Annotated in this window: 20 protein-coding genes, 1 tRNA gene, 1 other RNA gene and 1 pseudogene; 16 read left to right on the top strand and 7 right to left on the bottom strand. The window is 66.3% G+C overall.

The window, feature by feature from the left end; all coding sequences use genetic code 11:
- Nucleotides 1–43 precede the first annotated feature (43 nt).
- The gene (locus LWE61_RS13140) at nucleotides 44–1,123 is read left to right on the top strand and encodes a methyl-accepting chemotaxis protein (RefSeq protein WP_326490643.1); all 1,080 of its coding nucleotides are present in this window, start codon (nucleotides 44–46) and stop codon (nucleotides 1,121–1,123) included.
- Between the two features lie 86 nt (nucleotides 1,124–1,209).
- Complete coding sequence (locus LWE61_RS13130) at nucleotides 1,210–1,416, top strand: hypothetical protein (RefSeq protein WP_234150671.1); 207 nt, start codon at nucleotides 1,210–1,212, stop codon at nucleotides 1,414–1,416.
- Between the two features lie 60 nt (nucleotides 1,417–1,476).
- Here the strand turns inward: LWE61_RS13130 and LWE61_RS13125 are convergent, their stop codons facing one another.
- Nucleotides 1,477–2,133, bottom strand: a complete 657-nt coding sequence (locus LWE61_RS13125; RefSeq protein ID WP_234150669.1) for an alpha/beta hydrolase — start codon at nucleotides 2,131–2,133, stop codon at nucleotides 1,477–1,479.
- Nucleotides 2,134–2,249: 116 nt separating this feature from the next.
- Here LWE61_RS13125 and LWE61_RS13120 point away from each other — a divergent pair, with 116 nt between their 5' ends.
- From LWE61_RS13120 to LWE61_RS13070, 11 genes and pseudogenes are all read left to right on the top strand, one after another.
- Nucleotides 2,250–3,296, top strand: coding sequence for a cysteine desulfurase family protein (locus tag LWE61_RS13120; protein ID WP_234150666.1), 1,047 nt, complete (start codon nucleotides 2,250–2,252; stop codon nucleotides 3,294–3,296).
- A 47-nt stretch (nucleotides 3,297–3,343) separates the two neighbouring features.
- Complete coding sequence (locus LWE61_RS13115; protein ID WP_234150665.1) at nucleotides 3,344–4,456, top strand: cysteine desulfurase family protein; 1,113 nt, start codon at nucleotides 3,344–3,346, stop codon at nucleotides 4,454–4,456.
- Entirely contained in the window at nucleotides 4,453–4,809 is a 357-nt protein-coding gene (locus LWE61_RS13110) for a 2Fe-2S iron-sulfur cluster-binding protein (RefSeq protein WP_234150658.1), read from the top strand. The genes LWE61_RS13115 and LWE61_RS13110 overlap by 4 nt, the downstream gene beginning before the upstream one ends.
- Nucleotides 4,810–4,873: 64 nt before the next feature.
- An RNA gene (gene ffs, locus LWE61_RS13105) (signal recognition particle sRNA small type) lies at nucleotides 4,874–4,971 on the top strand.
- Nucleotides 4,972–5,035: 64 nt separating this feature from the next.
- Nucleotides 5,036–6,739: pseudogene (locus LWE61_RS13100) on the top strand (DNA polymerase III subunit gamma/tau); the annotation flags it as partial.
- Nucleotides 6,736–7,059: a YbaB/EbfC family nucleoid-associated protein gene (locus tag LWE61_RS13095; protein WP_234150654.1), complete on the top strand. Its 324-nt coding sequence runs from the start codon at nucleotides 6,736–6,738 to the stop codon at nucleotides 7,057–7,059. The pseudogene LWE61_RS13100 and the gene LWE61_RS13095, both read left to right, overlap by 4 nt.
- Before the next feature lie 147 nt (nucleotides 7,060–7,206).
- Nucleotides 7,207–9,603 (top strand): endopeptidase La, encoded by a 2,397-nt coding sequence (gene lon, locus LWE61_RS13090; RefSeq protein WP_234150652.1) that lies wholly within the window; start codon nucleotides 7,207–7,209, stop codon nucleotides 9,601–9,603.
- Between the two features lie 269 nt (nucleotides 9,604–9,872).
- Complete coding sequence (locus LWE61_RS13085; RefSeq protein ID WP_234150650.1) at nucleotides 9,873–10,145, top strand: HU family DNA-binding protein; 273 nt, start codon at nucleotides 9,873–9,875, stop codon at nucleotides 10,143–10,145.
- A 137-nt stretch (nucleotides 10,146–10,282) separates the two neighbouring features.
- Nucleotides 10,283–10,585, top strand: a complete 303-nt coding sequence (locus LWE61_RS13080) for a hypothetical protein (RefSeq protein ID WP_234150648.1) — start codon at nucleotides 10,283–10,285, stop codon at nucleotides 10,583–10,585.
- Between the two features lie 54 nt (nucleotides 10,586–10,639).
- A tRNA-His gene (locus LWE61_RS13075) sits at nucleotides 10,640–10,716 on the top strand.
- A gap of 55 nt (nucleotides 10,717–10,771) precedes the next feature.
- Nucleotides 10,772–11,824, top strand: a complete 1,053-nt coding sequence (locus LWE61_RS13070; RefSeq protein ID WP_234150646.1) for a Glu/Leu/Phe/Val family dehydrogenase — start codon at nucleotides 10,772–10,774, stop codon at nucleotides 11,822–11,824.
- Nucleotides 11,825–12,034: 210 nt separating this feature from the next.
- Here the strand turns inward: LWE61_RS13070 and LWE61_RS13065 are convergent, their stop codons facing one another.
- Nucleotides 12,035–12,352: a PilZ domain-containing protein gene (locus tag LWE61_RS13065; RefSeq protein WP_234150639.1), complete on the bottom strand. Its 318-nt coding sequence runs from the start codon at nucleotides 12,350–12,352 to the stop codon at nucleotides 12,035–12,037.
- Between the two features lie 144 nt (nucleotides 12,353–12,496).
- On the opposite strand from LWE61_RS13065, the gene hisI reads away from it, so the two are divergent.
- The 3 genes from hisI (at nucleotide 12,497) to LWE61_RS13050 (ending at nucleotide 15,395) form a co-directional block, all read left to right on the top strand.
- Nucleotides 12,497–12,871, top strand: coding sequence for a phosphoribosyl-AMP cyclohydrolase (hisI, locus tag LWE61_RS13060; protein WP_234150637.1), 375 nt, complete (start codon nucleotides 12,497–12,499; stop codon nucleotides 12,869–12,871).
- On the top strand, nucleotides 12,855–13,418 hold the full coding sequence (locus LWE61_RS13055) for a hypothetical protein (RefSeq protein ID WP_234150635.1): 564 nt from the start codon (nucleotides 12,855–12,857) through the stop codon (nucleotides 13,416–13,418). The genes hisI and LWE61_RS13055 overlap by 17 nt, the downstream gene beginning before the upstream one ends.
- Nucleotides 13,419–13,583: 165 nt before the next feature.
- On the top strand, nucleotides 13,584–15,395 hold the full coding sequence (locus tag LWE61_RS13050; protein ID WP_234150634.1) for an acyl-CoA dehydrogenase C-terminal domain-containing protein: 1,812 nt from the start codon (nucleotides 13,584–13,586) through the stop codon (nucleotides 15,393–15,395).
- 44 nt (nucleotides 15,396–15,439) lie between these two features.
- Here the strand turns inward: LWE61_RS13050 and LWE61_RS13045 are convergent, their stop codons facing one another.
- The 5 genes from LWE61_RS13045 to LWE61_RS13025 form a co-directional block, all read right to left on the bottom strand.
- Entirely contained in the window at nucleotides 15,440–16,741 is a 1,302-nt protein-coding gene (locus LWE61_RS13045) for a cell wall hydrolase (protein WP_234150632.1), read from the bottom strand.
- An 11-nt stretch (nucleotides 16,742–16,752) separates the two neighbouring features.
- Nucleotides 16,753–17,670: a cysteine synthase A gene (gene cysK, locus LWE61_RS13040; RefSeq protein ID WP_234150624.1), complete on the bottom strand. Its 918-nt coding sequence runs from the start codon at nucleotides 17,668–17,670 to the stop codon at nucleotides 16,753–16,755.
- A gap of 23 nt (nucleotides 17,671–17,693) precedes the next feature.
- The gene (locus tag LWE61_RS13035) at nucleotides 17,694–18,992 is read right to left on the bottom strand and encodes an MFS transporter (RefSeq protein WP_234150622.1); all 1,299 of its coding nucleotides are present in this window, start codon (nucleotides 18,990–18,992) and stop codon (nucleotides 17,694–17,696) included.
- Between the two features lie 1,260 nt (nucleotides 18,993–20,252).
- Complete coding sequence (locus tag LWE61_RS13030) at nucleotides 20,253–21,638, bottom strand: sensor histidine kinase (protein ID WP_234150620.1); 1,386 nt, start codon at nucleotides 21,636–21,638, stop codon at nucleotides 20,253–20,255.
- Entirely contained in the window at nucleotides 21,635–22,354 is a 720-nt protein-coding gene (locus tag LWE61_RS13025; RefSeq protein ID WP_234150618.1) for a response regulator, read from the bottom strand. Before LWE61_RS13025 ends, LWE61_RS13030 begins: the two co-directional genes overlap by 4 nt.
- Nucleotides 22,355–22,408 lie beyond the last annotated feature (54 nt).

Genomic DNA, 22,408 nt, shown 5'->3' with positions numbered 1-22,408 from the left:
TTATGGATTATCGACCCGCCAACGAAAAAACAGGAGAGGCTGGTTGACTGCGACCGTTGGAACAGGGGCGGCCTATGAGGCCATCTGCCGAGCCACTCTCCTTGTGCATCTCGATCCCGACGGCAGAATCGTCTGGGCCAATGCCGGTTTCTGCGACAGGATCGGCGTGCCTGTCGGTGACCTTGCGGGGCGCAATGGCGCGGATGTCCTGATCCGCGAGGGTGGCGGCGCCGACCCTGCGGTGCGCCGGGCCGAATTGATCGACGGCGATGTCAGCGGCGGGATGCGGCGGTTGCGGGCCGCCGACGGCAGCCTGTTGTGGGTCCATGTCCGCGCCATGCCGATGGCGGACGGCGCGGGCGAGCTGACCCAGATATTGTTGCTGGTGACCGACATCACCGGGTCGCGCGGCCGATTGGTCGAGTCCGATGCGTTGCTGGCGGCGGTGGATCGCAGCCAGGCGGTGGTCGAGTTCGAACTGGACGGCACGATCATTGACGCCAACGCCAATTTCCTGACGCTGGTCGGCTATGCGCGGCACGATGTCGTGGGGCGGCACCACCGGATGTTCTGCATGGCGGGGGACGATCAGGGTGTCGATTATCGGCGTTTCTGGGGCGGGCTGACGACAGGCCAGTTCGAAACGGGCCGGTTCCGCCGCAGGGCCAGCGATGGCCGGGAAATCTGGATACAGGCCAGCTACAACCCCGTCTTCGATGGGGAGGGGCGCACCATCCGCATCGTCAAGATCGCCAGCGACGTGACCGCGCAGGTCGAACTGGAGCGTGAGGTGCAGCGGCAACTGGACGAGGTCCAGCGGTACCGCATGGACGTGGAGGACCAGAAGCATACGCTGGAATGGACGGTGGGCCGTCTGGCGGCGATCGTGTCCAGCATCCGCGATATTGCCTCCCAGACCAACCTGCTGGCGCTGAACGCGGCGATAGAGGCCGCGCGGGCGGGTGAGGCCGGGCGCGGGTTCGCCGTAGTGGCGAGCGAGGTCAAGAAACTGGCGTCGGACACGCGCGCGGCGACGGTGAAGGCGACGGAGATGATGTCCGCTGCCGAGAACAAGAGCTATGATGGCGCCATCGAATGGTTCGGGGACGAGAAGAGGGCCTGACGCTTTCAGGCCGCCCCGTCCGCACTCGCCCACCCAATATTGCATGGCCCATTGCCAGCGCGACCCTGCGCTACCTATAGGGCGGCATGGCTGGAACCATTCTTTCGATCCTGATGCTGGCGGGCGTGGCCCTGCTCAGCGGCGGATTCTATCTGATCTTTCGGATGCGGGACACGAAGCGCGGGCTGCTGATGCTGCTGGCGGCGGTGGTCATGTTCGCCAATGTCGCGATCTGGATCGCGCCGACCTCATCGGGCGAGAGCCTGAGCGCGCCGGGCGAGGGCGTGCACTGATCGCGCAGGCCGCAATGTAAAAGGGTCTGATTCCAATTGCATGGAACCAGACCCTCATAATCATTTGATAGGCGAGTCGGGCGCGAGCCGCATGTCGAGATAATTGTCGACCGACATCATCAACTGGTCCCGCTCATGCTCGAAGAAGTGATTCGCGTTTCGAATCTCATCATGATGGATGGTGATGCCCTTTTGCGTGCGCAGCTTGTCGACCAGACGCTGCACCGAGCTGGGGCTGACCACCTCGTCCGCCGCGCCCTGCACGATGATGCCGGAGGCCGGGCAGGGGGCGAGGAAGGAAAAGTCATACATGTTCGCGGGCGGCGCGACGGAGATGAAGCCGCGCACTTCCGGGCGGCGCATCAGCAACTGCATGGCGATCCATGCGCCGAAGCTGAAACCGGCGATCCAGGTGGTCTGCGCCTCCGGGTGGAAGCTCTGCACCCAGTCGAGCGCCGCGGCGGCATCGGACAATTCGCCGATGCCATTGTCGAATGTGCCCTGGCTGCGGCCCACGCCGCGAAAGTTGAAGCGCAGGACCGCAAAGCCGCGCTTCACGAACGTCTTGTACAGGGCCTGGGTGATATGATCGTTCATCGTGCCGCCGCCGTGCGGATGCGGATGAAGGATCATGGCGACAGGCGCGCGCGGACGCGGCGGGGGGCTGAAGCGCCCCTCCAGGCGACCTTCGGGACCGGGAAAAATGACGTCGGGCATGGCACCTGATGAGCTGGGGGAATGGGGCTTACCCGGTGCCGGACGGCACGGGCGGAAGCGCGCTCTATATAGGTATCTGTTGCTTTTTCGCAATGTTGGATTGAAGTGCCCGATTCGTGACCCGTGCAAACCCCCTCATTTACCTCGATCATGCCGCGACGACGCCGGTGCTGCCGGTGGCGCGCGAGGCCGTGATCGGCGGGCTGGACGGCTGGGCCAACCCGTCATCGCCCCATGCGGCGGGGCGCAGGGCCAAGGCCGCGCTGGAGGAGGCGCGGGCGCGGATCGCGGCGGCGCTGGGCTGGGGCGGGTCGGTCGTGCTGACCGGTGGCGCGAGCGAGGCGATCGCCATCGCCCTGCGGCAGGCGAAGGCGGCGCGGCGGATCGCATCGGCGACGGAGCATGATTCGGTGCTGCGCCATATCGGACATGCGGATAGGCTGGCTGTCGATTCGCACGGGCTGGTCGGGACTGACGGGATCGACTGCACCGATGCGCTGGTCGCGATCCAGCATGTGAACAGCGAGACGGGGGTGATCCAGCCGGTGGATGCGGTCGGCACGGCCATTCGCCGCGGCGGCGGCCTGTGGCTGTGCGATTGCGCGCAGAGCGCGGGCAAGCTGCCGCTGCCGGATGCGGACTTCATCGCCATCGGCGCGCACAAGCTGGGCGGGCCGGTGGGTGTGGGCGCGTTGCTGGTGCGCGACCTTGCCCGGTTGAACGCGGGCGGCGGGCAGGAACTGGGCTATCGCGGCGGGACGGAAAATCTGCCCGCGATCCTGGGCATGGCGGCGGCGCTGGAGGATGCGCGCGACTGGCTGGTGCGCGCGGCGGCGTTGCGGGCGACGCTGGACGCCGCCATTCGCGCCATGGGCGGCGAGGTCGTGGCGGGGGATGCGGCGCGGATCGCGACCATCGCCTCCTACCGTATGCCCGGCGTCAGCGCGCGGGCGCAACTGATCCGCTTCGATGGCGCGGGGATCGCCGTGTCGGCGGGCAGCGCCTGCTCCTCCGGCACGCTCAAGACCAGCCCGGTGCTGGCGGCGATGGGGTGGGACGAGGGCGCGGCGGCGGCGGTTGTGCGGGTCAGCTTCGGCTGGACCACGACATCGACGGACGTGGAGGCCTTCATCGCGCAATGGCGCCGAATTGCCGGGATTTAGGAAGCGATATTTGCTATCATGACCTTGATGGAAATGGCCCCAACGCGATGATCTATCTCGACTATCAGGCCACCACGCCGCTGGCGCCCGAAGTGATTGCCGTCATGGCCGACGGGCTGCACCGCCATGGCAATCCGCACAGCGCCCATGCCATGGGGCGGCAGGCGGCGGCGGAGGTCGAACTGGCGCGGGACCGGGTGCACAGGACGCTGGGGCTGGGCGGCGGGCGGCTGGTCTTCACCAGCGGCGCGACGGAGGCGCTCAACACCGCCATTCAGGGGATGGCGCAGGGCGCGGCGGGCGGCGGGCGGACGCGGATCGTCACCCTTGCCACCGAACATGCCGCCGTGATCGACACGGCGCTGGCCTGCGCGCGATGGGGCATGGAGGCGGTGCTGCTGCCGGTGGGGCCGGACGGGCTGGTCGACCTGAACCGCGCGGCGGAGGTGATCGACGATTCCACCGCGCTGCTCGTCGCGATGCAGGTGAATAACGAGATTGGCGTGATCCAGCCGCTGGAGGCGCTGGCCGCCCTGGCGGCGCGGGTCGGCGCGCCCTTCCTGTGCGACGCGGTACAGGGTTTCGGGCGCCTGGCGCTGCCCGTGACGCCGGACATGGTGGCGATCAGCGCGCACAAGGTCCATGGGCCGAAGGGGATCGGCGCGCTCTGGCTGCGCGATGGCCTGTCGCTGCCGCCGCTGATGCACGGCGGCGGGCAGGAGGGCGGCGTGCGGTCGGGCACCCTCTCGCCCCTGCTGTGCGCTGGGTTCGGCGTGGCGGCGAAGGTTGCGGACGAACGGCGGGCGGAGGATGCCGCCCATGTCGCCGCCCTGTGGGAGACGGCGCGGCGCCTGTTCGCGGGCTGGACGGTGAACGGCGGCACGGAGCATCGCTATCGCGGCAACCTCAACATCCGGCGCGACGGGGTGGATGCGGCGCGCATCCTCTCCTCCTGCCGCCGGGTGGCGATGTCGCTGGGGTCGGCCTGCGCCAGCGGATCGGGGCGGACCAGCCATGTGCTGCGCGCCATCGGCCTGACCGATGCACAGGCACGCTCGTCGATCAGGCTTGGATTCGGGCGCTATACCACTATGTCGGACGTGGAGGAGGGGGCGCTCCTCATCCTCGAAAGCGCCAGCGAGCAGGAGCCTATGGCATGAGTGGAACCGACACCGGCGACATTGCCATCCGCTTCATCAGCGCGGATGGCGAGAGCGTGCAGGAGATATGGGCGCGCGACGGCGACACGCTGCTCGACGTGGGGCAGGCGGCGGGACAGCCGCTGGAGGGCACATGCGAGGGGCAGATGGCCTGCTCCACCTGCCATGTCATCGTGGATGCGGCGGATTTCGCAAAGCTGCCCCGCGCCAGCGAGGCGGAGGAGGACATGCTGGACCTTGCCGCCGCCGCCACGCGCACCAGCCGCCTGTCCTGCCAGATCACCCTCAAGACGGTGATGAAGGGCCTGACTGTGCGTATCCCCAGCGAAAGCCATAATATGCAGGGTGTGTGAGGGGGGCGAAGCCTTCGTTGCGCGATGCCGCTTGAAAAGCGCATCCAATCCCGCCATATGCGCCCTCGGAAGTCGGGCGGGCGCAGTCTTCGCCAACCTGGTCAGGTCCTGACGGAAGCAGCCACAACGAATTCGCTGCGGGTCGTTCCGGCTTCCACCTTCTCCTCCCCCTGTTCCCCTATCGCCGAACGCGCTTCCTTCGACAGGCGAGCCGCGACCCGCTAAGAGGGTGCCCATGTCCGATTCCCAGCAGCCTTATCGCGTCCTTGCGCGCAAATACCGGCCGCAGACCTTTTCCGAGCTGATCGGACAGGAAGCGATGGTCCAGACGCTCGGCAACGCGATCAAGCGCGGGCGGCTCGCCCATGCGTTCGTGATGACCGGCGTGCGCGGGGTGGGCAAGACGTCCACCGCGCGGCTGGTGGCCAAGGCGCTCAACTGCATCGGGCCGGATGGGCAGGGCGAGGCGACCATCGACCCCTGCGGCGTGTGCGAGCCGTGCAAGGCCATCGCCGAGGGCCGCCATATCGACGTGGTGGAGATGGACGCCGCCAGCCATACCGGCGTGGACGATGTGCGCGAGATTATCGAGGCGGTGCGCTACGCCGCCGTCTCCGCGCGCTACAAGATCTACATCATCGACGAAGTGCATATGCTCTCCAAGAACGCCTTCAACGCGCTGTTGAAGACGCTGGAGGAGCCGCCCGCCCATGTGAAATTCCTGTTCGCCACGACGGAGGTGAACAAGATTCCCGTCACCATCCTGTCCCGTTGCCAGCGGTTCGACCTGCGCCGCATCCCCGGCGAGGCGTTGCAGGCGCATTTCGCGCATGTGACGGAGCAGGAGGGCGTGCAGGCCGACACGGCGGCGCTGGCGCTGATCGCGTCGGCGGCGGAAGGGTCGGCGCGCGACGGCCTGTCGATCCTCGATCAGGCGATCGCCCATGCGGAGATGATCGGGGAGGAGCAGCCGCATGTCACCGCCGATCAGGTGCGCGACATGTTGGGGCTGGCGGATCGCGGCAATATCCGGCGGCTGCTGGGCCATGTGCTGGCGGGTGATCCCGGCGCGGTGCTGGACGGGCTGGCCGGGCAATATCGGATGGGCGTCGATCCGGGCGGTATCCTCTCAAACCTCCTCGACCTGATCCATGCGATCACGCTGACCAAGTCGGGCCGGTCGGACGACGACCCGGCGCGGTCGGAGGAGGAGCGGCAGGCGCTGGACGAATGGGCGGCGAAGCTGGGCTTTGCCGACCTGCACCGGCTCTGGCAGCTTCTGCTCAAGGGGCATGGCGAGGTCGTGGGCGCGGTCAATTCGCGCGATGCGTGCGACATGACCCTGCTGCGTGTCGTCCATGCCGCGACCATGCCCGATCCGTCGGAACTGGCGCGCCTGCTGGCGGGCGGCGTCCCGGCAGCGGTGCCGGGCGCCCCCATGGCGGCGCCCTCCGCGCCGCAGGGGCAGGCGGCGATGGCCCAGTCCGCAGCGATCGCGACGGCTCCCGTCGCCCCGGTCGCCACCGTTGCCGCGCCCGAAGTGGCGGGCGGCGTCTTTCCTCCCAATTTCCCGACGCTGGTGGAATGGCTGTTTCACAACCATGCGGGGCTGGCGAGCGACCTGCATGATTGCGTGGGGCTGGTCGCCTATGCCCCGCCGATGATCGACCTGCGCCTGATGCGGCCGCTCAGCGCCACATTCGGGCGCGATCTGGCGGAGGCGCTCAAGGCGATCACCGGGCAAAGCTGGACCGTCAGGCTCAGCGACGGCAATGCGCAGCCGACATTATTGGAACAGGAGCGGGCGGCGGTCCAGACGCGCGAGGATGCGGTCTGGTCGTCGCCGGTCGGGCAGGCGATACGGGAGACCTTTCCCAACGCCGAACTCGCCGGTATCGAACCCCGCAAATATGGGAGCATGAACGGATGAAAGACCTGAACGACATTCTCGGCATGGCCAGCCGGGTGCAGGAGGAACTGACCAAGGCGCAGGCCGGTCTGGACGCCATCGAGGTGGAGGGCAAGTCCGGTGGCGGTCTGGTCACGGTCCGCGCCAGCGCCAAGGGGCGGATCATCGGCCTGTCGGTCGACGACAGCCTGATCGACGTGGCGGACAAGGGCGTGATGGAAGACCTGATCGTCGCCGCGTTCAACGATGCGCGCAAAAAGGCGGACGAGGCCAGCGGGTCGGAAATGGCCAAGCTGACCGCCGGCCTGCCGCTGCCCCCCGGTTTCAAGCTGCCGTTCTGATGCGAATTTCGCTGGTCGGATTCAGCTATTGCTCATGTTTGTGGCGGTAGGAAAACCGCCCATCTGTCGCGTAACGATTGAATCTGGACGCGGCGCACCGATATTCCGTGGCAAGACGGCCGTGTTCGAGGCCGAAGTGGAGCCAGAATGACCCAGACCCTTCCCTTGCTGCCCCTGCGCGACATCGTGGTTTTCCCGCAGATGATCGTGCCGCTGTTCGTTGGCCGCGACAAGAGCGTCGTCGCCCTCGAAAAGGCGATGGAGGCCGACAAGGATATCTTCCTCGTCACGCAGCTCGACCCGGCGATGGACGATCCAGCGCGCGACGACCTCTATGACATCGGCGTCGTGGCGACGGTGCTGCAAATGCTGAAACTGCCCGACGGCACGGTGCGTGTGTTGGTCGAGGGGCGCAACCGCGCCACGCTGGCGGCGGTGGAGGAGGCCGAGAGCTATCTCTCCGCGCAGGTGGACGAGCATGTCGATGTCGAGGCGACGGGCACCGAGATCGAGGCGATGATGCGCTCCGTCGCGGACCAGTTCGAGGGCTATGCCAAGCTCAACAAGAAGCTGCCCGCCGAAACGCCGGTGCAGTTGCGCGAGATTGAGGAGCCGGGCCGTCTGGCAGATTTCGTCGCCGCCAACATCAGCGTGAAGGTGTCCGACAAGCAGTCGCTGCTGGTCGAGGGCGATCCCATGAAGCGGCTGGAGATGGTCTTTGCCTTCATGGAGGGCGAACTGGGCGTGCTTCAGGTCGAGAAGAAGATCCGGGGTCGCGTGAAGCGCCAGATGGAAAAGACCCAGCGCGAATATTATCTGAACGAGCAGCTCAAGGCGATTCAGCGCGAGCTGGGCAACAGCGAGGGCGAGGAAGCCGACGAGCTGGCGGAACTCACCGCCAAGATCGCCAAGCTCAAGCTCAGCAAGGAAGCGCGCAGCAAGGCGAACGCCGAGCTGAAGAAGCTGAAGGGCATGCAGCCCATGTCGGCCGAGGCGACGGTGGTGCGCAACTATCTCGACGCGCTGCTGGGCCTTCCCTGGGGCAAGAAGAGCAAGCTGAAGAAGGATCTGGTGCAGGCGCAGGAGGTGCTCGACGCCGATCACTTCGCGCTGGACAAGGTCAAGGATCGGATCATCGAATATCTGGCGGTGCAGGCGCGGTCGGATAAGCTTAAGGGGCCGATCCTGTGCCTCGTCGGCCCTCCGGGCGTCGGCAAGACGTCGCTGGGCCGCTCCATTGCGAAGGCGTGCGGGCGCGAATTCATCCGCCAGTCGCTGGGCGGTGTACGGGATGAGGCCGAGATTCGCGGCCATCGCCGCACCTATATCGGCTCCATGCCGGGCAAGATCGCGTCCAACCTGAAGAAGGCGGGCACGATGAATCCGCTGTTCCTGCTGGATGAGATCGACAAGCTGGGCCAGGATTTCCGGGGCGACCCGGCGTCGGCCCTGCTGGAGGTGCTGGATCCCGAACAGAACAGCAAGTTCCAGGACCATTATCTGGAGGTGGATGTCGACCTGTCGGACATCATGTTCGTCACCACGGCCAACTCGCTGAACCTGCCCCAGCCGCTGCTGGACCGCATGGAGATCATCCGCCTCGAAGGCTATACCGAGGATGAGAAGGTCGAGATCGCCGAGCGGCACCTGATGGCCAAGCAGGTCGAGGCGCATGGCCTGAAGGACGGCGAGTTCAGCGTGACGCAGGATGCGGTGCGCGACCTGATCCGCTATTATACGCGCGAAGCGGGCGTCCGCACGCTTGAGCGCGAGATTGCGCGTCTGGCGCGCAAGGCGCTGCGCCGGATCGTGGAAGGCAAGGACGAGAGCGTCACCGTGACGCCCGACAATCTGGCCGATTTCGCAGGCGTGCGGAAATTCCGCTATGGTGTGGGCGAGGAAGAGCATCAGATCGGCGCCGTCACCGGCCTGGCCTGGACGGAAGTGGGCGGCGAGCTGCTGACCATCGAATCCGTCACGGTGCCGGGCAAGGGCATGGTCAAGACGACCGGCAAGCTGGGTGAGGTGATGACCGAGTCCATCCAGGCGGCCTTCTCCTATGTGAAGGCGCGTTCGCCGGCCTATGGCATCAAGCCCAGCATCTTCCAGCGCAAGGACATCCATATCCATCTGCCCGAAGGGGCGGTGCCCAAGGATGGCCCGTCGGCGGGCATCGGCATGGTGACGTCCATCGTCTCCACGCTGACCGGCATCCCCGTGAACCGCGAAGTCGCGATGACCGGCGAGGTCACGCTGCGCGGCCGCGTGCTGCCCATCGGCGGCCTGAAGGAAAAGCTGCTGGCGGCCCTGCGCGGCGGCATCAAGACGGTGCTGATCCCGGCGGAGAATGAGAAGGATCTGGCCGAGATTCCGGCGAATGTGAAGGAAGGGCTGGAAATCATCCCGGTCAGCCATGTGGATCAGGTTCTGGCCCGCGCCCTGACCGCGCCGCTCACCCCGATCGACTGGTCGGAGGCGGACGATCTGGCCGCTCAGCCCGCCATCGGCACCCCGGTGGATGGCGAGGTTCCCATCCGCCACTGACGCCGCATTTCCGGGGGTGGGCAGCCTTTTTTGCTCGCCCCGGAACGCACGGTTGACGGGAGAAGGGCCATGATGCCGATCGGAATGATCGGATCACGGTCTGGCCAACATGTCTGTTTTGTCCTATGACCGAAGCCAGACCCTCTTAAGTCCCCGATTTGCGGGGTGTTTTCGCGATTTTGCTTTGACTCGCGCGGTAAGCTGCGCCTTATTGCGAGTCCTTAACAGAGCGATTCCCGGCAAACACATAAGAAGGGGGTTCCCAAGGCATGAATAAACAGGATCTGATCGGTTCGGTCGCGGAGGCCAGCGGGCTGAGCAAGGCCGATGCGGGCAAGGCGGTCGAGTCCGTGTTCGACTCGATCTCGGCCACGCTGAAGAAGGGGGACGAGGTTCGTCTGGTCGGCTTCGGGACATTTTCCGTCTCCAAGCGCAAGGCATCGACGGGCCGCAACCCGCGCACCGGCGAAGCGATGACCATCAAGGCGTCGAACCAGCCGAAGTTCAAGGCCGGCAAGGGTCTCAAGGACAGCGTCAACTGACCATCTATCGTACAACAGGGCCGTAATCGGGCGACGCAACGTCCGGACGAGCAGCATTAGGAGAGGGAAGCAGGGTGCCTGCTTCCCTTTTTTCATGCGCGAAACCCTGTCGATGGCGCTGGAGCCTTTTCGAAGGGATGGAGTCATTTTCTGGCTCGGAAAACGCGATAAATCAAAAGGCCGGAGCGTTTTCGAAGCGGATGCAACCATCTGCTGGCTCGGAAAATGCGATAAATCAAAAGGCTGTAGCAACCGAGCCGATGCAATCGGGCCGGACCCTGCTCGGGAGCATTTTCGAACTGGCCGTTGACGATCATCATCCCGGAAAATGCCCGACCAAGAAACAGGAGCGTTTTCACGTAATGGGAAAAGGCCCTGCCGGGGTGTTCCTGCCCGACCTTTTTCCGGTCCAACCACATTTCGCGCCAGAACTGGCTTGACGCTGGGGGCGGACCCACCCTATGAGCCGCGCTCTGACGCTTCGCGCGTCGGTGGCGATCGTAGCTCAGTTGGTTAGAGCGCCGGTTTGTGGTACCGGAGGTCGGGAGTTCAAGCCTCCTCGGTCGCCCCATTTTCCCCACATCTGCCAGGCGGCATGCCTGGCCCCCATATGGGAGCGGCCCGCCGTGACATCGCCCTGGTCCTTGCCCGACTTCGACGACCATGAGGGCGTGCACCTCTTCCACGACCGGGCGGCGGGCCTGCGCGCGATCATCGCCATTCATTCGACGCATCTGGGACCGGGCGCGGGCGGCGTGCGCTTCTGGCGCTACGCCCGCGACGAGGATGCAATCACCGACGCGCTGCGCCTGTCGCGGGGCATGAGCTACAAGAACGCCATGGCGGGCCTGCCCATGGGTGGCGGCAAGGGCGTGATCCTGGCCCCGGCGGATGGCGTGAAGACGCCCGACCTGCTGCGCGCCTTTGGCGACGCCATCGCTTCTGTCGGCGGGCGCTATGTCACGGCGGAGGATGTGGGCATCGCGGAGGCGGACATGCTGCACATCGCGGAACGCACCCCCTATGTCTCCGGCCTGCCCGTCGCGGACGGGGAGGCAGGGGGCGATCCCGGCCCGGTAACGGCGCAGGGCGTCTATCTGGGCATCCGGGCCGCGGCGGGCCGGATCGGCGGTGGCAGTGAGGATATGGTGGGCGTGCGCGTCGCCATTCAGGGCGTGGGCAGCGTCGGCGGCGGCGTCGCGCGGCGGCTGGCGGCCGATGGCGCGATCCTGACGCTGGCGGACGTGAACACGGCCCGTGCGGCGGCACTGGGCCGGGAACTGGGCGCGACGGTGGTCGACGCGCGGGAGATTTTGACGGTCGAGGCCGACATCCTCAGCCCCAATGCGCTGGGCGCCATCCTGAACGAGGGCAGCATCGGCGCCCTGCGCGTGCGTGCGGTCGCTGGCGGCGCGAACAACCAGCTTGCGACGCCCGGCGATGCGGCGCGCCTGCACGATCGCGGCATCCTCTACGCGCCCGACTATGTCATCAACGCGGGTGGCATCATCAATGTCGCGCTCGCCTATCTCGGCCCGATCACGCGCGAGGCGATCCTGGGACGGGTGGCGGAAATTCCGGGCCGGTTGCGGACGATCTGGACGGACAGCGCCGAAAGCGGCCTGCCGCCATCGGTGGTGGCGGACTGTATCGCGCAGGGTTTGATCGGGCGGGGATAAGCCTGCCATTGCCGGCTCGCCAAGGGCAGGGGTGACGTCGGACATGTTCTGCGCACCCCAGGACTATGCCACCCGTGCCCATCTTAACGGAAACCGGCTTGTCCCCGGCCAATCACCGCTCGCTGCACCCAGTGCAATGCCGACCAACGCGCCTGCCTTAGAACGACGCCATGCCTTGGAGCGACCGCTTTCCCGCCCAACCAAACGCCCCTAATCCGGCGGCGCATGTTCCAGAAAAGCGGCCAGATCCAGCTCCTGGATGAACTTTACCCCCGCCGTGCCATCCTTCTTCCGCACGATGGTGCCCAGGACGTCGCCATTGCCGGGGATGGAGGCGCTGATGACATCGCCGATGCTGATCTGCGGCGGCCCATCGATCAACATGCCCGATGTGGAGATGTTGCGGATGCGGCTACGGAACGGCGGCACGGTGGGACCAGTGATCGCGCTCACATAATGGCTGGGCATCCGCTCTGCGCGGGCGACGAGCGCCCGGCTCTTCGATGCAGATGACGAGTCTCTGGCCATGTCTCTTCCTGACGCGGGATGTTTACCATAGTCTTTACCGCCTATGCAGGCAATCACCCGTCAGGGTTATGGTTCCGCCCCATTTGCCAATCTGCTCGATGATGGAGGCTTTTCCCCGTCGCCTGCCGCTCCTATAGCCGGATTATGACAGACGCACGCGACGAGGGGCTGGTCCTCGATCCCAAATATGACCGAGACGGCCTTATCACCGCCGTCGCCAGCGATTCCGCGACCGGTGAGCTGCTGATGCTTGCCCATATGAACGCGGAGGCGCTGGCGCTGACCGTGGAGACGCGCATCGCCCATTTCTGGTCGCGCAGCCGGCAGGCGCTGTGGAAGAAGGGCGAGACGTCCGGCCATATCCTGCATGTGGAGGATATTCGCATTGACTGCGATCAGGATGCGATCTGGCTGATCTGCCGTCCGGCGGGGCCAGCCTGCCATACGGGGCGCAAGGATTGTTTCTACCGTCGGGTCGTCGGCGATGGGCTGGAATGGGTGCATGCGGACGACGCATGACGCCGTGCGCCAGATGGCGGTGGCAATGCTTCTCATCCTCCCGGCCTGTGGCGGTCCGGTGCCCGGCGCCGGGAATGACGCGCAGCCGGTCGCCGGGGGCAATGCGGCGGCCGACGCGCTGGAGGCGCTGGCCACCGAAAGCGGGGTGATCGGGGAAGACGGATCGGTGGAACCGGTCGGCAGTTATGGCCGCGCCTATGATGGCGGGGAGGATCGGCTGTGTGTCCTGCCTTCCGGGGGTGAAGCAAAATCCTATCGCTTCGGCGTGGAAATCCGCATCGGGGAGGAGGAATATTGCCGGGGGTCTGGCAAGGCCAGCCGGGCGGGCGATCTCCTCATCCTGCGGTTCGACGGCGGCCGCTGCACCGTCACCGCCCGTTATGACGGCGACCGCATCGCCATGCCGGGCGCGGTGGATCGCGGTTGCGCCAGCCTGTGCAGCGCGCGCGGGTCGTTCGCCGGGGTCAGTTTCCCGCGCATCGGCATGGACCGGGCGGCGGCGGATGGCGTCATGGCCAATGATGGCGCGGCGCTCTGCGGCGGCTGACCGCGCTCTCCCGCCATTTTTCGATTTGATCCGGCGGCGTAACGCGCCATCATCCGGTTCGGGAGCGAAGGGCGCAGTGTCCGCGTTTCCGTGACGGGCGCGGCTCCACCCGCGCCTTTCGCCAACCGGCACCCGCGGCAACCGGGCCGGATCGAGGAGAGAGACATGCCTTCCTATACCGCCCCCGTCAAAGACAGCCGTTTCATCCTGGAGCAGGTGCTGGGGATGGAGGCGCTGGCGGCGCGGATACCGGCCTTTGCGGGCGCCACGCCGGATGTGGTGGGCGCGGTGCTGGAGGAAGCGGGCCGGTTCGCGGCGGAACGGCTGCTGCCCCTCAACCGCACGGGGGACGTGCAGGGCTGCACCCGGCAGTCGGATGGCAGCGTCACCACGCCCGACGGCTTTCGGGAAGCCTATGCGGCGATGATCGCCGGCGGATGGACGACGCTGGGTTCGCCGGAGGCGTTTGGCGGGCAGGGCTTGCCCGCCATGGTGTCGGCGGCGGCGAATGAATATCTCAACAGCGCGAACCACAGTTTCGCCATGTACAGCGGCCTGACAGAGGGTGCGGTGGAGGCGATCCTCGCGGTGGGGACGGCGGCGCAGAAGGCGCTCTACGTCCCGCCGATGGTCGCGGGCCGCTGGACCGGCACGATGAACCTGACGGAACCGCAGTGCGGCACCGACCTGGGCCTGATCCGCACCCGCGCCGAGCCACAGGCGGACGGCAGCCACAGCATCACCGGCACCAAGATCTTCATCTCCGCCGGCGAGCATGACCTGACGGAGAATATCGTCCATCTCGTGCTGGCCCGCACGCCGGGTGCGCCGGTGGGAAGTAAAGGCATATCGCTTTTCATCGTGCCCAAATTCCTGGTGCAGGCGGATGGCACGCCGGGCGCGCGCAACGCTGTTTCCTGTGGCGCGCTGGAGCGTAAGATGGGCATCCATGGCAACGCGACGTGCGTCATGAACTATGACGGCGCGACCGGCTGGCTGCTGGGCGAGGAGCATAAGGGGCTGGCCGCCATGTTCATCATGATGAACGCGGCGCGCCTGTGGGTGGGGCTTCAGGGCCTGTCGCAGGCGGAGATCGCCTATCAGAACGCAGCCCTCTACGCCACGGAACGGCGGCAGGGGCGGGCGCTGACCGGCGCGGCGGAGCCGGACCAGCCCGCCGATCCCCTGATCGTCCATCCCGATGTGCGGCGGATGCTGATGGAGGGCAAGGCGCTGACCGAGGGGCTGCGCGCGCTGTGCCTGTGGGGCGCGTTGCAGGCGGACCTCGCCCATCATGGCGACAGTGATAAGGAAAGGCAGGACGCTGCTGACCTGCTGTCCCTACTGACCCCGGTGATAAAGGGCTATGGCACCGATCAGGGTTTCCATGTCACCGTCATCGCGCAACAGATTTGGGGTGGCCATGGCTACATCGCCGAAAATGGCCTGGAGCAATATGTGCGCGATGCCCGGATCGCGATGATTTACGAAGGGGCGAACGGCGTGCAGGCGATGGATCTGGTCGGGCGCAAGCTGCCGCAGAATGGCGGGCGGGCGGTGCAGCTCCTCTTCGCCACCATCGCGGCGGAGGTGGCGGAGGCGCGGGGCCGGGGCGGCACTCTCGTCCCGCTGGCCGACGCGCTGGAGAAGGCGACGGGCCAGATGCAGGCCGCAACCCTGTGGCTGATGCAGAATGGCTTGACCCGGCCGGACAATGCCGGCGCGGCGGCGACCGCCTATATGCAGTTGACCGGCATCGTGGCGCTGGGCCTGATGTGGCTCCGCATGGCGAGCGCGGCGGCGACACTGGCGGAGGCGGGGGGAGGCGATGCGGCCTTCCTGTCGGCCAAGGGCGTGACGGCGCGTTTCTTTGCCGAGCGGATGATGCCCCGCGCGGGCGCGCTGCGGCGGGAGATCGAGGGCGGTGCGGATGCGCTGATGGCGCTGCCGGCGGAGGCGTTCCTGCCCGGTGGCTGATGTGGGTGGGGCCTGTATGGGGCCTGATTCCTGGGGGCGTGATCCTATGGGCCAAGCGTGACGGTTTCGGTGCCGGTTCGCGGCGCTTCCCCGGTGGGGGAGGGCACCGCACGCGCCACCGGCGCGCGTTCGCGCATACAGCGCGCTTTTGGAACAGCGATAAATTCCCTGCAATTATAAAGGGATCGTTCCAGTCCTTCAGTCGTCATACGCATATAGGCATAGCTCATGCTGGCAAGCTTTGCGTCGGCGATGGGAAAGGCTTCCGGCATGTCGGCGGTGCGCGTCCAGCCCAGCAGGCGGCATTTGACCCGTCCCCCGCACATCTGGCGGGCGAGCTGCTCCAGCGCGTCCGGTGTCGCCTTGGGGTCGATCAGCATGATGAAGGCGTCCCCCGCCGAATTGATTGCGCCTAGCCGCGCCGCGCCAAAGCGTTCGCCGATCCGGTCGCGCCCGATGGCGGCTGCGGGGGTGGCGAGATCGGAGAAATCCGGCAGTTTGGCGAGCGGGAGCAGCGCGCCCTTCCCCACCGGCGCGGCGCGGGCATGGACGGGTGAGAGAAAGGCGAGCCGCGCGATGGCAGGCTCCGCACCCCCCTGTCTGCCGCGAAAGGCGCCGGGTGTTCCCCACCACCCTTTCCAACGGAAAAACAAATGACTATCGACCGATGTTATCTTGTCGAGTGAATTGCTCCAATAGGGCACGACCCAGTTGGTATGATAATGAGTGGCATATCCCACCCGGCGGTCGACCGCGCCTGACAGCATCCGGCTCGCCAGCGCCCGCGCCCGTGCCCAGGCGGCGGCCGACGGGATACGCGCCAGCGCACCGTCGCAGGTGAAGGTGAACTGGCAGCCCGTCGTCCGCTCCGCCCCCTGGAACACCACGCCGCAGATGGTTTTGGGGAAGGCGGGGTGGCGCATGCGGTTGATGATGACCTGCGCCACCGCCTCCTGCCCGGACTTGTCGTCCCCGGCCTCATAAAGTTCCGCTGCGGCGAGGCAGTCGGTCGCACGCGCGCGGTCGTCCGGGTCGCCGCCGATGACAAAGGGCCGGGCGGCGGGATTGGGCGCGGTGGAGAAGGGGATGGCGGCGTTGACCGCGCGGGCCGTCTCCGGCGCGATCTGTCGGATTTCCAGCGGCTCCACGGCGGGCGGCGGGCTGGAGGGATGGCCCTGCGCCGTGCGTGACGCGATCCCGGCCTGTGGCGACGGGTTGGAGAAGGGCGTGCTGAGCGCCGCGACCAGCAACGGTATGCCGATCAGGATTGCGGCCCAGAGCAGCAGCGGCCAGCGGCGCCTGTCGTCCCGCGCCGTCCCGCCGGCCGCTCCGGGCTGCTGGTCCATGTCCGTCGCCCTTATTCCGGCAGGAAGTCCGGCACGGAGAGATACCGCTCGCCCGTGTCATAGTTGAAGCCCAGGATACGGGCGTTGGCGGGCAGGTCCGGCAGTTTCTGCGCAATCGCCGCCAGTGTCGCGCCGGACGAAATGCCGACCAGCAGCCCCTCTTCCCGCGCGCTGCGCCGGGCAAACTCCTTGGCGTCGTTGGGATCGACCTGGATCACCCCGTCGATATGCTGCGTCTGGAGATTGGTGGGGATGAAGCCCGCGCCGATGCCCTGAATGGGATGCGGGCCGGGCGCGCCGCCGGAGATGACCGGGGACAGCGTCGGCTCCACCGCATAGGCCTTCAGCTTGGGCCATGCCTGTTTCAGCACCTTGGCGCAGCCGGTCAGATGCCCGCCCGTGCCGACGCCGGTGATCAGGACGTCGATCGGATCGTTCGCGAACTCTTCCAGAATTTCCTGAGCGGTTGTCGTGACATGAGCCTCAATATTCGCAGAATTTTCGAACTGTTGCGGCATCCAGCTATGGGGCGTCTGCGCGACCAGTTCCAGCGCGCGCTCGATGGCGCCCTTCATCCCCTTCTCACGGGGCGTCAGGTCGAAGGTCGCGCCATAGGACAGCATGACCCGCCGCCGCTCGATCGACATGCTTTCCGGCATGACGAGGACGAGGCGATAGCCCTTGACCGCGGCGACCATGGCCAGGCCGATGCCGGTGTTGCCCGATGTCGGCTCGATGATCGTGCCGCCGGGCTGGAGTTGTCCGCTGGCCTCCGCCGCGTCGATCATGGCCAGAGCGATACGGTCCTTGATCGACCCGCCGGGGTTGGCCCGCTCGCTCTTCACCCACACTTCGGCGTGGGGGAACAGGCGGGACAGGCGGACATGGGGGGTGCGGCCGATCGTCTCCAGGATTGAAGATGCACGCATGGCGGTTCGATTCCTTCGCTTCGTCAGTTGTTCGCTACATCGGGCGGATCGAAGCTGCGTGCAAGCCGCAGTTCCGGATAAAGACGCGACCACAGCAGGGTCACGGCGATGGCGCCCACGCCGCCCAGTATCACCGCGCTGACCGGCCCGATCAGGGCGGCGAGAAAGCCCGACTCCGCCTCGCCCAGTTCGTTGGAGGCGGAAATCGTGAGCTGGGAGACGCTGCTGACCCGGCCGCGCATCTCGTCCGGCGTGTGCAACTGGACGAGGGACTGGCGCACGAAGACCGATACCATGTCCGCCGCGCCCCACACCATCATCGCGCCCAGAGCCACGGGCATCTGGATCATCGCGGGCATGAAGGCGGTGGCGCCAAAACAGACGGTGGCCGCGCCGAATATCACGACGGACGCCAGCATCTTGACGCCGACATTGCGGGTCATGGGAAAAATGGAGAAGAACAGCGCCATGGCCGCCGCGCCGATGCCGGGTGCGGCGGCGAGGTGGCCCAGCCCCTTGGACCCTACGTGCAGGATGTCGCGGGCATAGACGGGCAACAGGGCGGTCGTGCCGGCCAGCAGGACGGCAAACAGGTCCAGCGTGATCGTCGCCTGCACCAGCCGGTTACGCTTCACATAGGCGAGGCCGTCGACGATCTGGCGCAGGGGGTGGCGCTTGCGGTCCGGCTGCGCCTGCTTCACCGGTCCCATCAGCGCCAGCATCAGCAGCGAGACGAGGAACAGGATGGCGCTGGCGGCATAGGCGAAATGGGGCTGGATCGCATAGGCATAGCCGCTGATCGCCGGGCCGATGATGGAACCGGACTGCCAGGCGATGCTGCTGAGTGCAAAGGCGCGCGGCAGGATCGGGAGCGGCACGATATTGGCGGTCAGCGACCCCAGCGACGGCCCCTGAAAGGCGCGGCACACGCCCAGCAGCGCCGCCAGCGTGAAGATGAGCGGCAATCCGATCCATTGTTCATAGCTGGACACCGCCAGGATCAGCGCGCTCGCCAACTGCCCCAAAATGGTCAGCATGGCGAGGACACGCCGGTTGTAGCGATCCGCGAGCAGGCCGGACAGGGGCGTCGCCAGGAACAGCGCGACGAACTGGATCAGGCCGATCAGGCCCAGTTGCGTCACCGCCAGCGCGGGCGACATGGTCAGCCGGGCGATATTATAGGTCTGCCACGCGATGATAAGGGTCATGCCCTGCTGCGCGATGACGGCGGCGAACCGCACGGTCAGATAGGCCCGGAAAGCGGGTACATGGAGTGGATGCGACGGAAAGGGTTTTTCCGGCGAGGGATTGGCCTGCTGCATGGCGCTCCCCATGGCCCAGAGTGGGCCGGGGGGTAAACAAACTTCTGGTTGGAACGGGCCAATTTCCCATTTCTTGTGATTTGGTAGACAATTTGTCCCGGCCGATGTTTCCGCGTGAGGGCGAGGGGGGCGAAAGAGAAAGGCGGGGCGGTTTAGGGGCGGATTTCCTCTTGGATGTGATAGGTTATCACTTATCGATACGGTCGGCCACGATCGTTGGTCTCCCCGTGCCTTGGGAGGGATGATGGCGTGGGGTGATATGGTTTCGCTACAGACTGCGTTCCGGTGGTATGGTCGTCATCGGTGGTGCGACCGGCCCTGTTCATGGGCTGTCGCGTTCTGCCACGTCGGAGCCGTGATGCGGCAGCCTGCCCCTGTTGCGGCCAGTCGGTGGACGCAGTTCCTGTTCCCCTCACTCTTGCGGATGGAGCAGGGATTGAACGGGATTATCCTATCGCCCTCCCTTACGTCTTTCCCTGGACGATGGTTCACGCTGATCGGTTGAACCTGTTTGCTTGAAGGCCCTTGTCTCACGGGATGGGGTGCGTTCAGTGTCTGGGATGGCGGCCTGCTGTGTCGGTGGCGGGAAGACCGTAGCTGCTCTTCTGATGGCAAGTCCATTTGCGAAGGGATGTCGGCAGGCGGCGCAGTAGTCTCAAGGCCGCTTGTTACAGGCGCTGGCGTGGAGCGCCTTGTGCAAGTTGGCATGGGGCAGAGGGCAACCATAGGATTCCGCCAGTTTGGCGGCTCTCTGCGTGGCTCGCAGAGAATGTCGGTTATTTTGATTAAAAATATCATAAAAACAATAATATGAAGTGCATATTTGATTCATAATATTTATGGTTAATACCTCTTAATCCTTTGATATGCCCATGCCGCAGCCGTTTTTTTGCCTTGCGAGATAGGCCGCGCCTCAGCACATATATGAGGCTCTGCTGGCACCAGCGGCCCGTGGCTCGGCACGGGCCATGACAGGATACGCCTCATCGAACAGAATGATGTCGCGCTGTTCACCCGGATCGGGGAGCGGGGCGCGGCCCCTCTTGTGGCGGGCGGTATCCCTATGCGCGCGCTCCATTGAAAGCGGCCCATTGCAGTCCAGCTTCCTCACATGGCAGGCTTTTCCCAATCACCCCATCGCGAGGACGGCCGTCAACTCCACCAGTCACAGGGCGGAGGAGGCGAGCGAAGAACGGTATATCATGAGATAGGTTTTACCCTATCGGACAGCCCCCGGCATCACCCCGCCATCCCCGGCAATCACGCCAGTTTCAGGCGTATTTCCGCGATCAGGCCGCTTTCGGGTGAACGGTTAGAGAGGGTCAGTTCGCCGCCTTCCGCCCGCATCACCACCCGCACCAGCGCCAGGCCCAGGCCCGATCCGCCCGTCTCCCGGTTGCGCGACTGTTCCAGCCGGGTGAACGGTTCCAGCATTTCAGGGATACGGTCCGGCGCGATGCCGGGGCCGCTGTCGATCACCCGCAACAGGGCATGACCGTTCACCACCGCCACGGACACGCGGGCGGACTGGCCATATTTGATGGCATTGTCGATCAGGTTGCGGACCGCGCGGCGGATGGCCGGGGCGTGGACCAGCACGATGGCGCGCTCCGACTCCTCGAACCGGCTGTCGGCGCCCATCGCTTCGAAATCCTCCGTCACCGCCTCGGCCAGCGCGGTCAGGTCGACGCGCTGCGGCGGCTGGCGGTCGGCGCCCGCGCGGGCCAGCGAGAGGATGTCCTCCAGCATCTGGTTCATCTCTTCGATGGTCGCGGCCATCTGCTCCCGCTCATCGGCGTCGTCGACCGACTCCACCCGGACGCGCAGGGAGGCGAGGGGAGTGCGCAGGTCATGGCCGATCGCGCCCAGCATATGGTCCTTCTCCGCCAGCATCGCGCCGATCCGCGTCTGCATGTCGTTGAAGGCGCGGCTGAGTTCGCGCACGTCTGCGGGGCCGCGCTCCTCCAGCGGGACGGTCTGGCGATGCGGGCTGTAATCGCGCGCGGCGACGGCCAGCGCGCCCAGCGGCGCGGACAGGCGGCGCGCGATCAGCAGCAGGGGCAGCAGCACCGCAGCATAGATGAGCAGTGTCTGCCAGATCAACAGGCGCGCCAGCGGCGGTCCGCCATCGCGCACCCGGCCCATGGCGGTGATCCAGCGGCCGTCCCCGGTCTGCACGGTCAGGCGCAGGAGGTTGCGGGCGCGCGGCTTGTCCTGCCCGTCCAGGCCGTCCATCCCGCGCGGGCGGGCGGTTTTCGTCGGCCGGGGCGGGCGTTGTTCCTGGTCCACCACCTGTTCGACGGTCGCCACGACGCTGCGCACATGGATGCCGGCATTTTCGAACATCTCGGCGGCGCGGGCGGCGATGGCCGGCTCGCTGCGCCCGGCAAAGGCCGGCGCGCGGGTGGCGATGGCGATGCGGCCATGCTCCTGAAAGGCGCGGGTCCGTTCTTCGTCCCCACCCTCGATGGTGTCGATGATGCGCAGCGCCGCCGGGGCCGCGCTGACCGTCACCCACTGCCGCCGGTTTTCCTTCACCAGCAGGGCAAAGCTGATGAGCTGCGCGACCAGCAGCAGCAGCGCGGCCACCACGACCAGCCGGGAGGCGAGGGTGGAGGGCCGGAACCGGGCGAGAAAGGATTTCATGAGCGCGTCACATCCGCAGAAAGCATATAGCCGCCGCCCCACACCGTCTTGATGAGGCTGGGCGACTTGGGGTCGGGTTCGATCTTGCGGCGCAGGCGGCTGATCTGGTTGTCGATGGCGCGGTCGAAGGGATTGGCCTCGCGCCCCTGTGTCAGGTCCAGCAACTGGTCGCGGGTCAGCACCTGGCGCGGTCGCTCCAGAAAGGCGATGAGCAGGCGGTAATCGGCGGTGCTGAGCGGAATGGCCACGCCGTCCGCGCCGGTCAATGTCCAGTCATCGGTGTTGAGCGCCCAGTCGGCGAAGAGGAAGGCGCGGGTGGGTGGGGCGGTCTCGCGCGCCGCGCCCGCGCCCGCACGGCGCAGGATCGTCTTGATCCGGGCGACCAGTTCGCGCGGGGAGAAGGGCTTTACGACATAATCGTCCGCGCCCATCTCCAGCCCGACGATACGGTCCGTCTCCTCCGACCGGGCGGTCAGCAGGATGACGGGCATCTCGCCCTTTTCCCGGACATGGCGGCACAGGCTGAGGCCGTCCTCGCCCGGCATCATGATGTCGAGGATCAGCATGTCGATGGCGCTGCTGTTCAGCGTGCGGCGGGCGGATTCCGCATCGGCGGCGGCCGTGACGCGATAGCCGTTCTTCGTCAGGAAGCTGGTCAGCGGATCGCGGATCGACCGCTCGTCATCGACCAGAAGAATATGCGGCTTTTGCGTCATGAAAATTCCGTGCCTCTATTGCGACCTGTTCGCAACCCCTTGTGCCGCCGCCCG

Origin of the sequence: Sphingobium sufflavum, assembly GCF_021403115.1 — a bacterium.
Lineage (GTDB): Bacteria > Pseudomonadota > Alphaproteobacteria > Sphingomonadales > Sphingomonadaceae > Sphingobium > Sphingobium sufflavum.
Note: the sequence above shows the minus strand (reverse complement) of the source record. Positions and strands in the feature narration are given on the sequence as shown.

Coding starts and splice junctions, on each gene's coding strand:
- LWE61_RS13050 (WP_234150634.1), top strand. CDS start 13,584: ATGCCTTCCTATACCGCCCCCGTCAAAGACAGCCGTTTCATCCTGGAG.
- LWE61_RS13030 (WP_234150620.1), bottom strand. CDS start 21,638: ATGAAATCCTTTCTCGCCCGGTTCCGGCCCTCCACCCTCGCCTCCCGG.
- hisI (WP_234150637.1), top strand. CDS start 12,497: ATGACAGACGCACGCGACGAGGGGCTGGTCCTCGATCCCAAATATGAC.
- LWE61_RS13110 (WP_234150658.1), top strand. CDS start 4,453: ATGAGTGGAACCGACACCGGCGACATTGCCATCCGCTTCATCAGCGCG.
- LWE61_RS13065 (WP_234150639.1), bottom strand. CDS start 12,352: ATGGCCAGAGACTCGTCATCTGCATCGAAGAGCCGGGCGCTCGTCGCC.
- LWE61_RS13080 (WP_234150648.1), top strand. CDS start 10,283: ATGGAGTCATTTTCTGGCTCGGAAAACGCGATAAATCAAAAGGCCGGA.
- LWE61_RS13045 (WP_234150632.1), bottom strand. CDS start 16,741: ATGGACCAGCAGCCCGGAGCGGCCGGCGGGACGGCGCGGGACGACAGG.
- LWE61_RS13095 (WP_234150654.1), top strand. CDS start 6,736: ATGAAAGACCTGAACGACATTCTCGGCATGGCCAGCCGGGTGCAGGAG.
- LWE61_RS13115 (WP_234150665.1), top strand. CDS start 3,344: ATGATCTATCTCGACTATCAGGCCACCACGCCGCTGGCGCCCGAAGTG.
- LWE61_RS13130 (WP_234150671.1), top strand. CDS start 1,210: ATGGCTGGAACCATTCTTTCGATCCTGATGCTGGCGGGCGTGGCCCTG.
- LWE61_RS13125 (WP_234150669.1), bottom strand. CDS start 2,133: ATGCCCGACGTCATTTTTCCCGGTCCCGAAGGTCGCCTGGAGGGGCGC.
- lon (WP_234150652.1), top strand. CDS start 7,207: ATGACCCAGACCCTTCCCTTGCTGCCCCTGCGCGACATCGTGGTTTTC.
- LWE61_RS13035 (WP_234150622.1), bottom strand. CDS start 18,992: ATGCAGCAGGCCAATCCCTCGCCGGAAAAACCCTTTCCGTCGCATCCA.
- LWE61_RS13025 (WP_234150618.1), bottom strand. CDS start 22,354: ATGACGCAAAAGCCGCATATTCTTCTGGTCGATGACGAGCGGTCGATC.
- LWE61_RS13055 (WP_234150635.1), top strand. CDS start 12,855: ATGCGGACGACGCATGACGCCGTGCGCCAGATGGCGGTGGCAATGCTT.
- cysK (WP_234150624.1), bottom strand. CDS start 17,670: ATGCGTGCATCTTCAATCCTGGAGACGATCGGCCGCACCCCCCATGTC.
- LWE61_RS13085 (WP_234150650.1), top strand. CDS start 9,873: ATGAATAAACAGGATCTGATCGGTTCGGTCGCGGAGGCCAGCGGGCTG.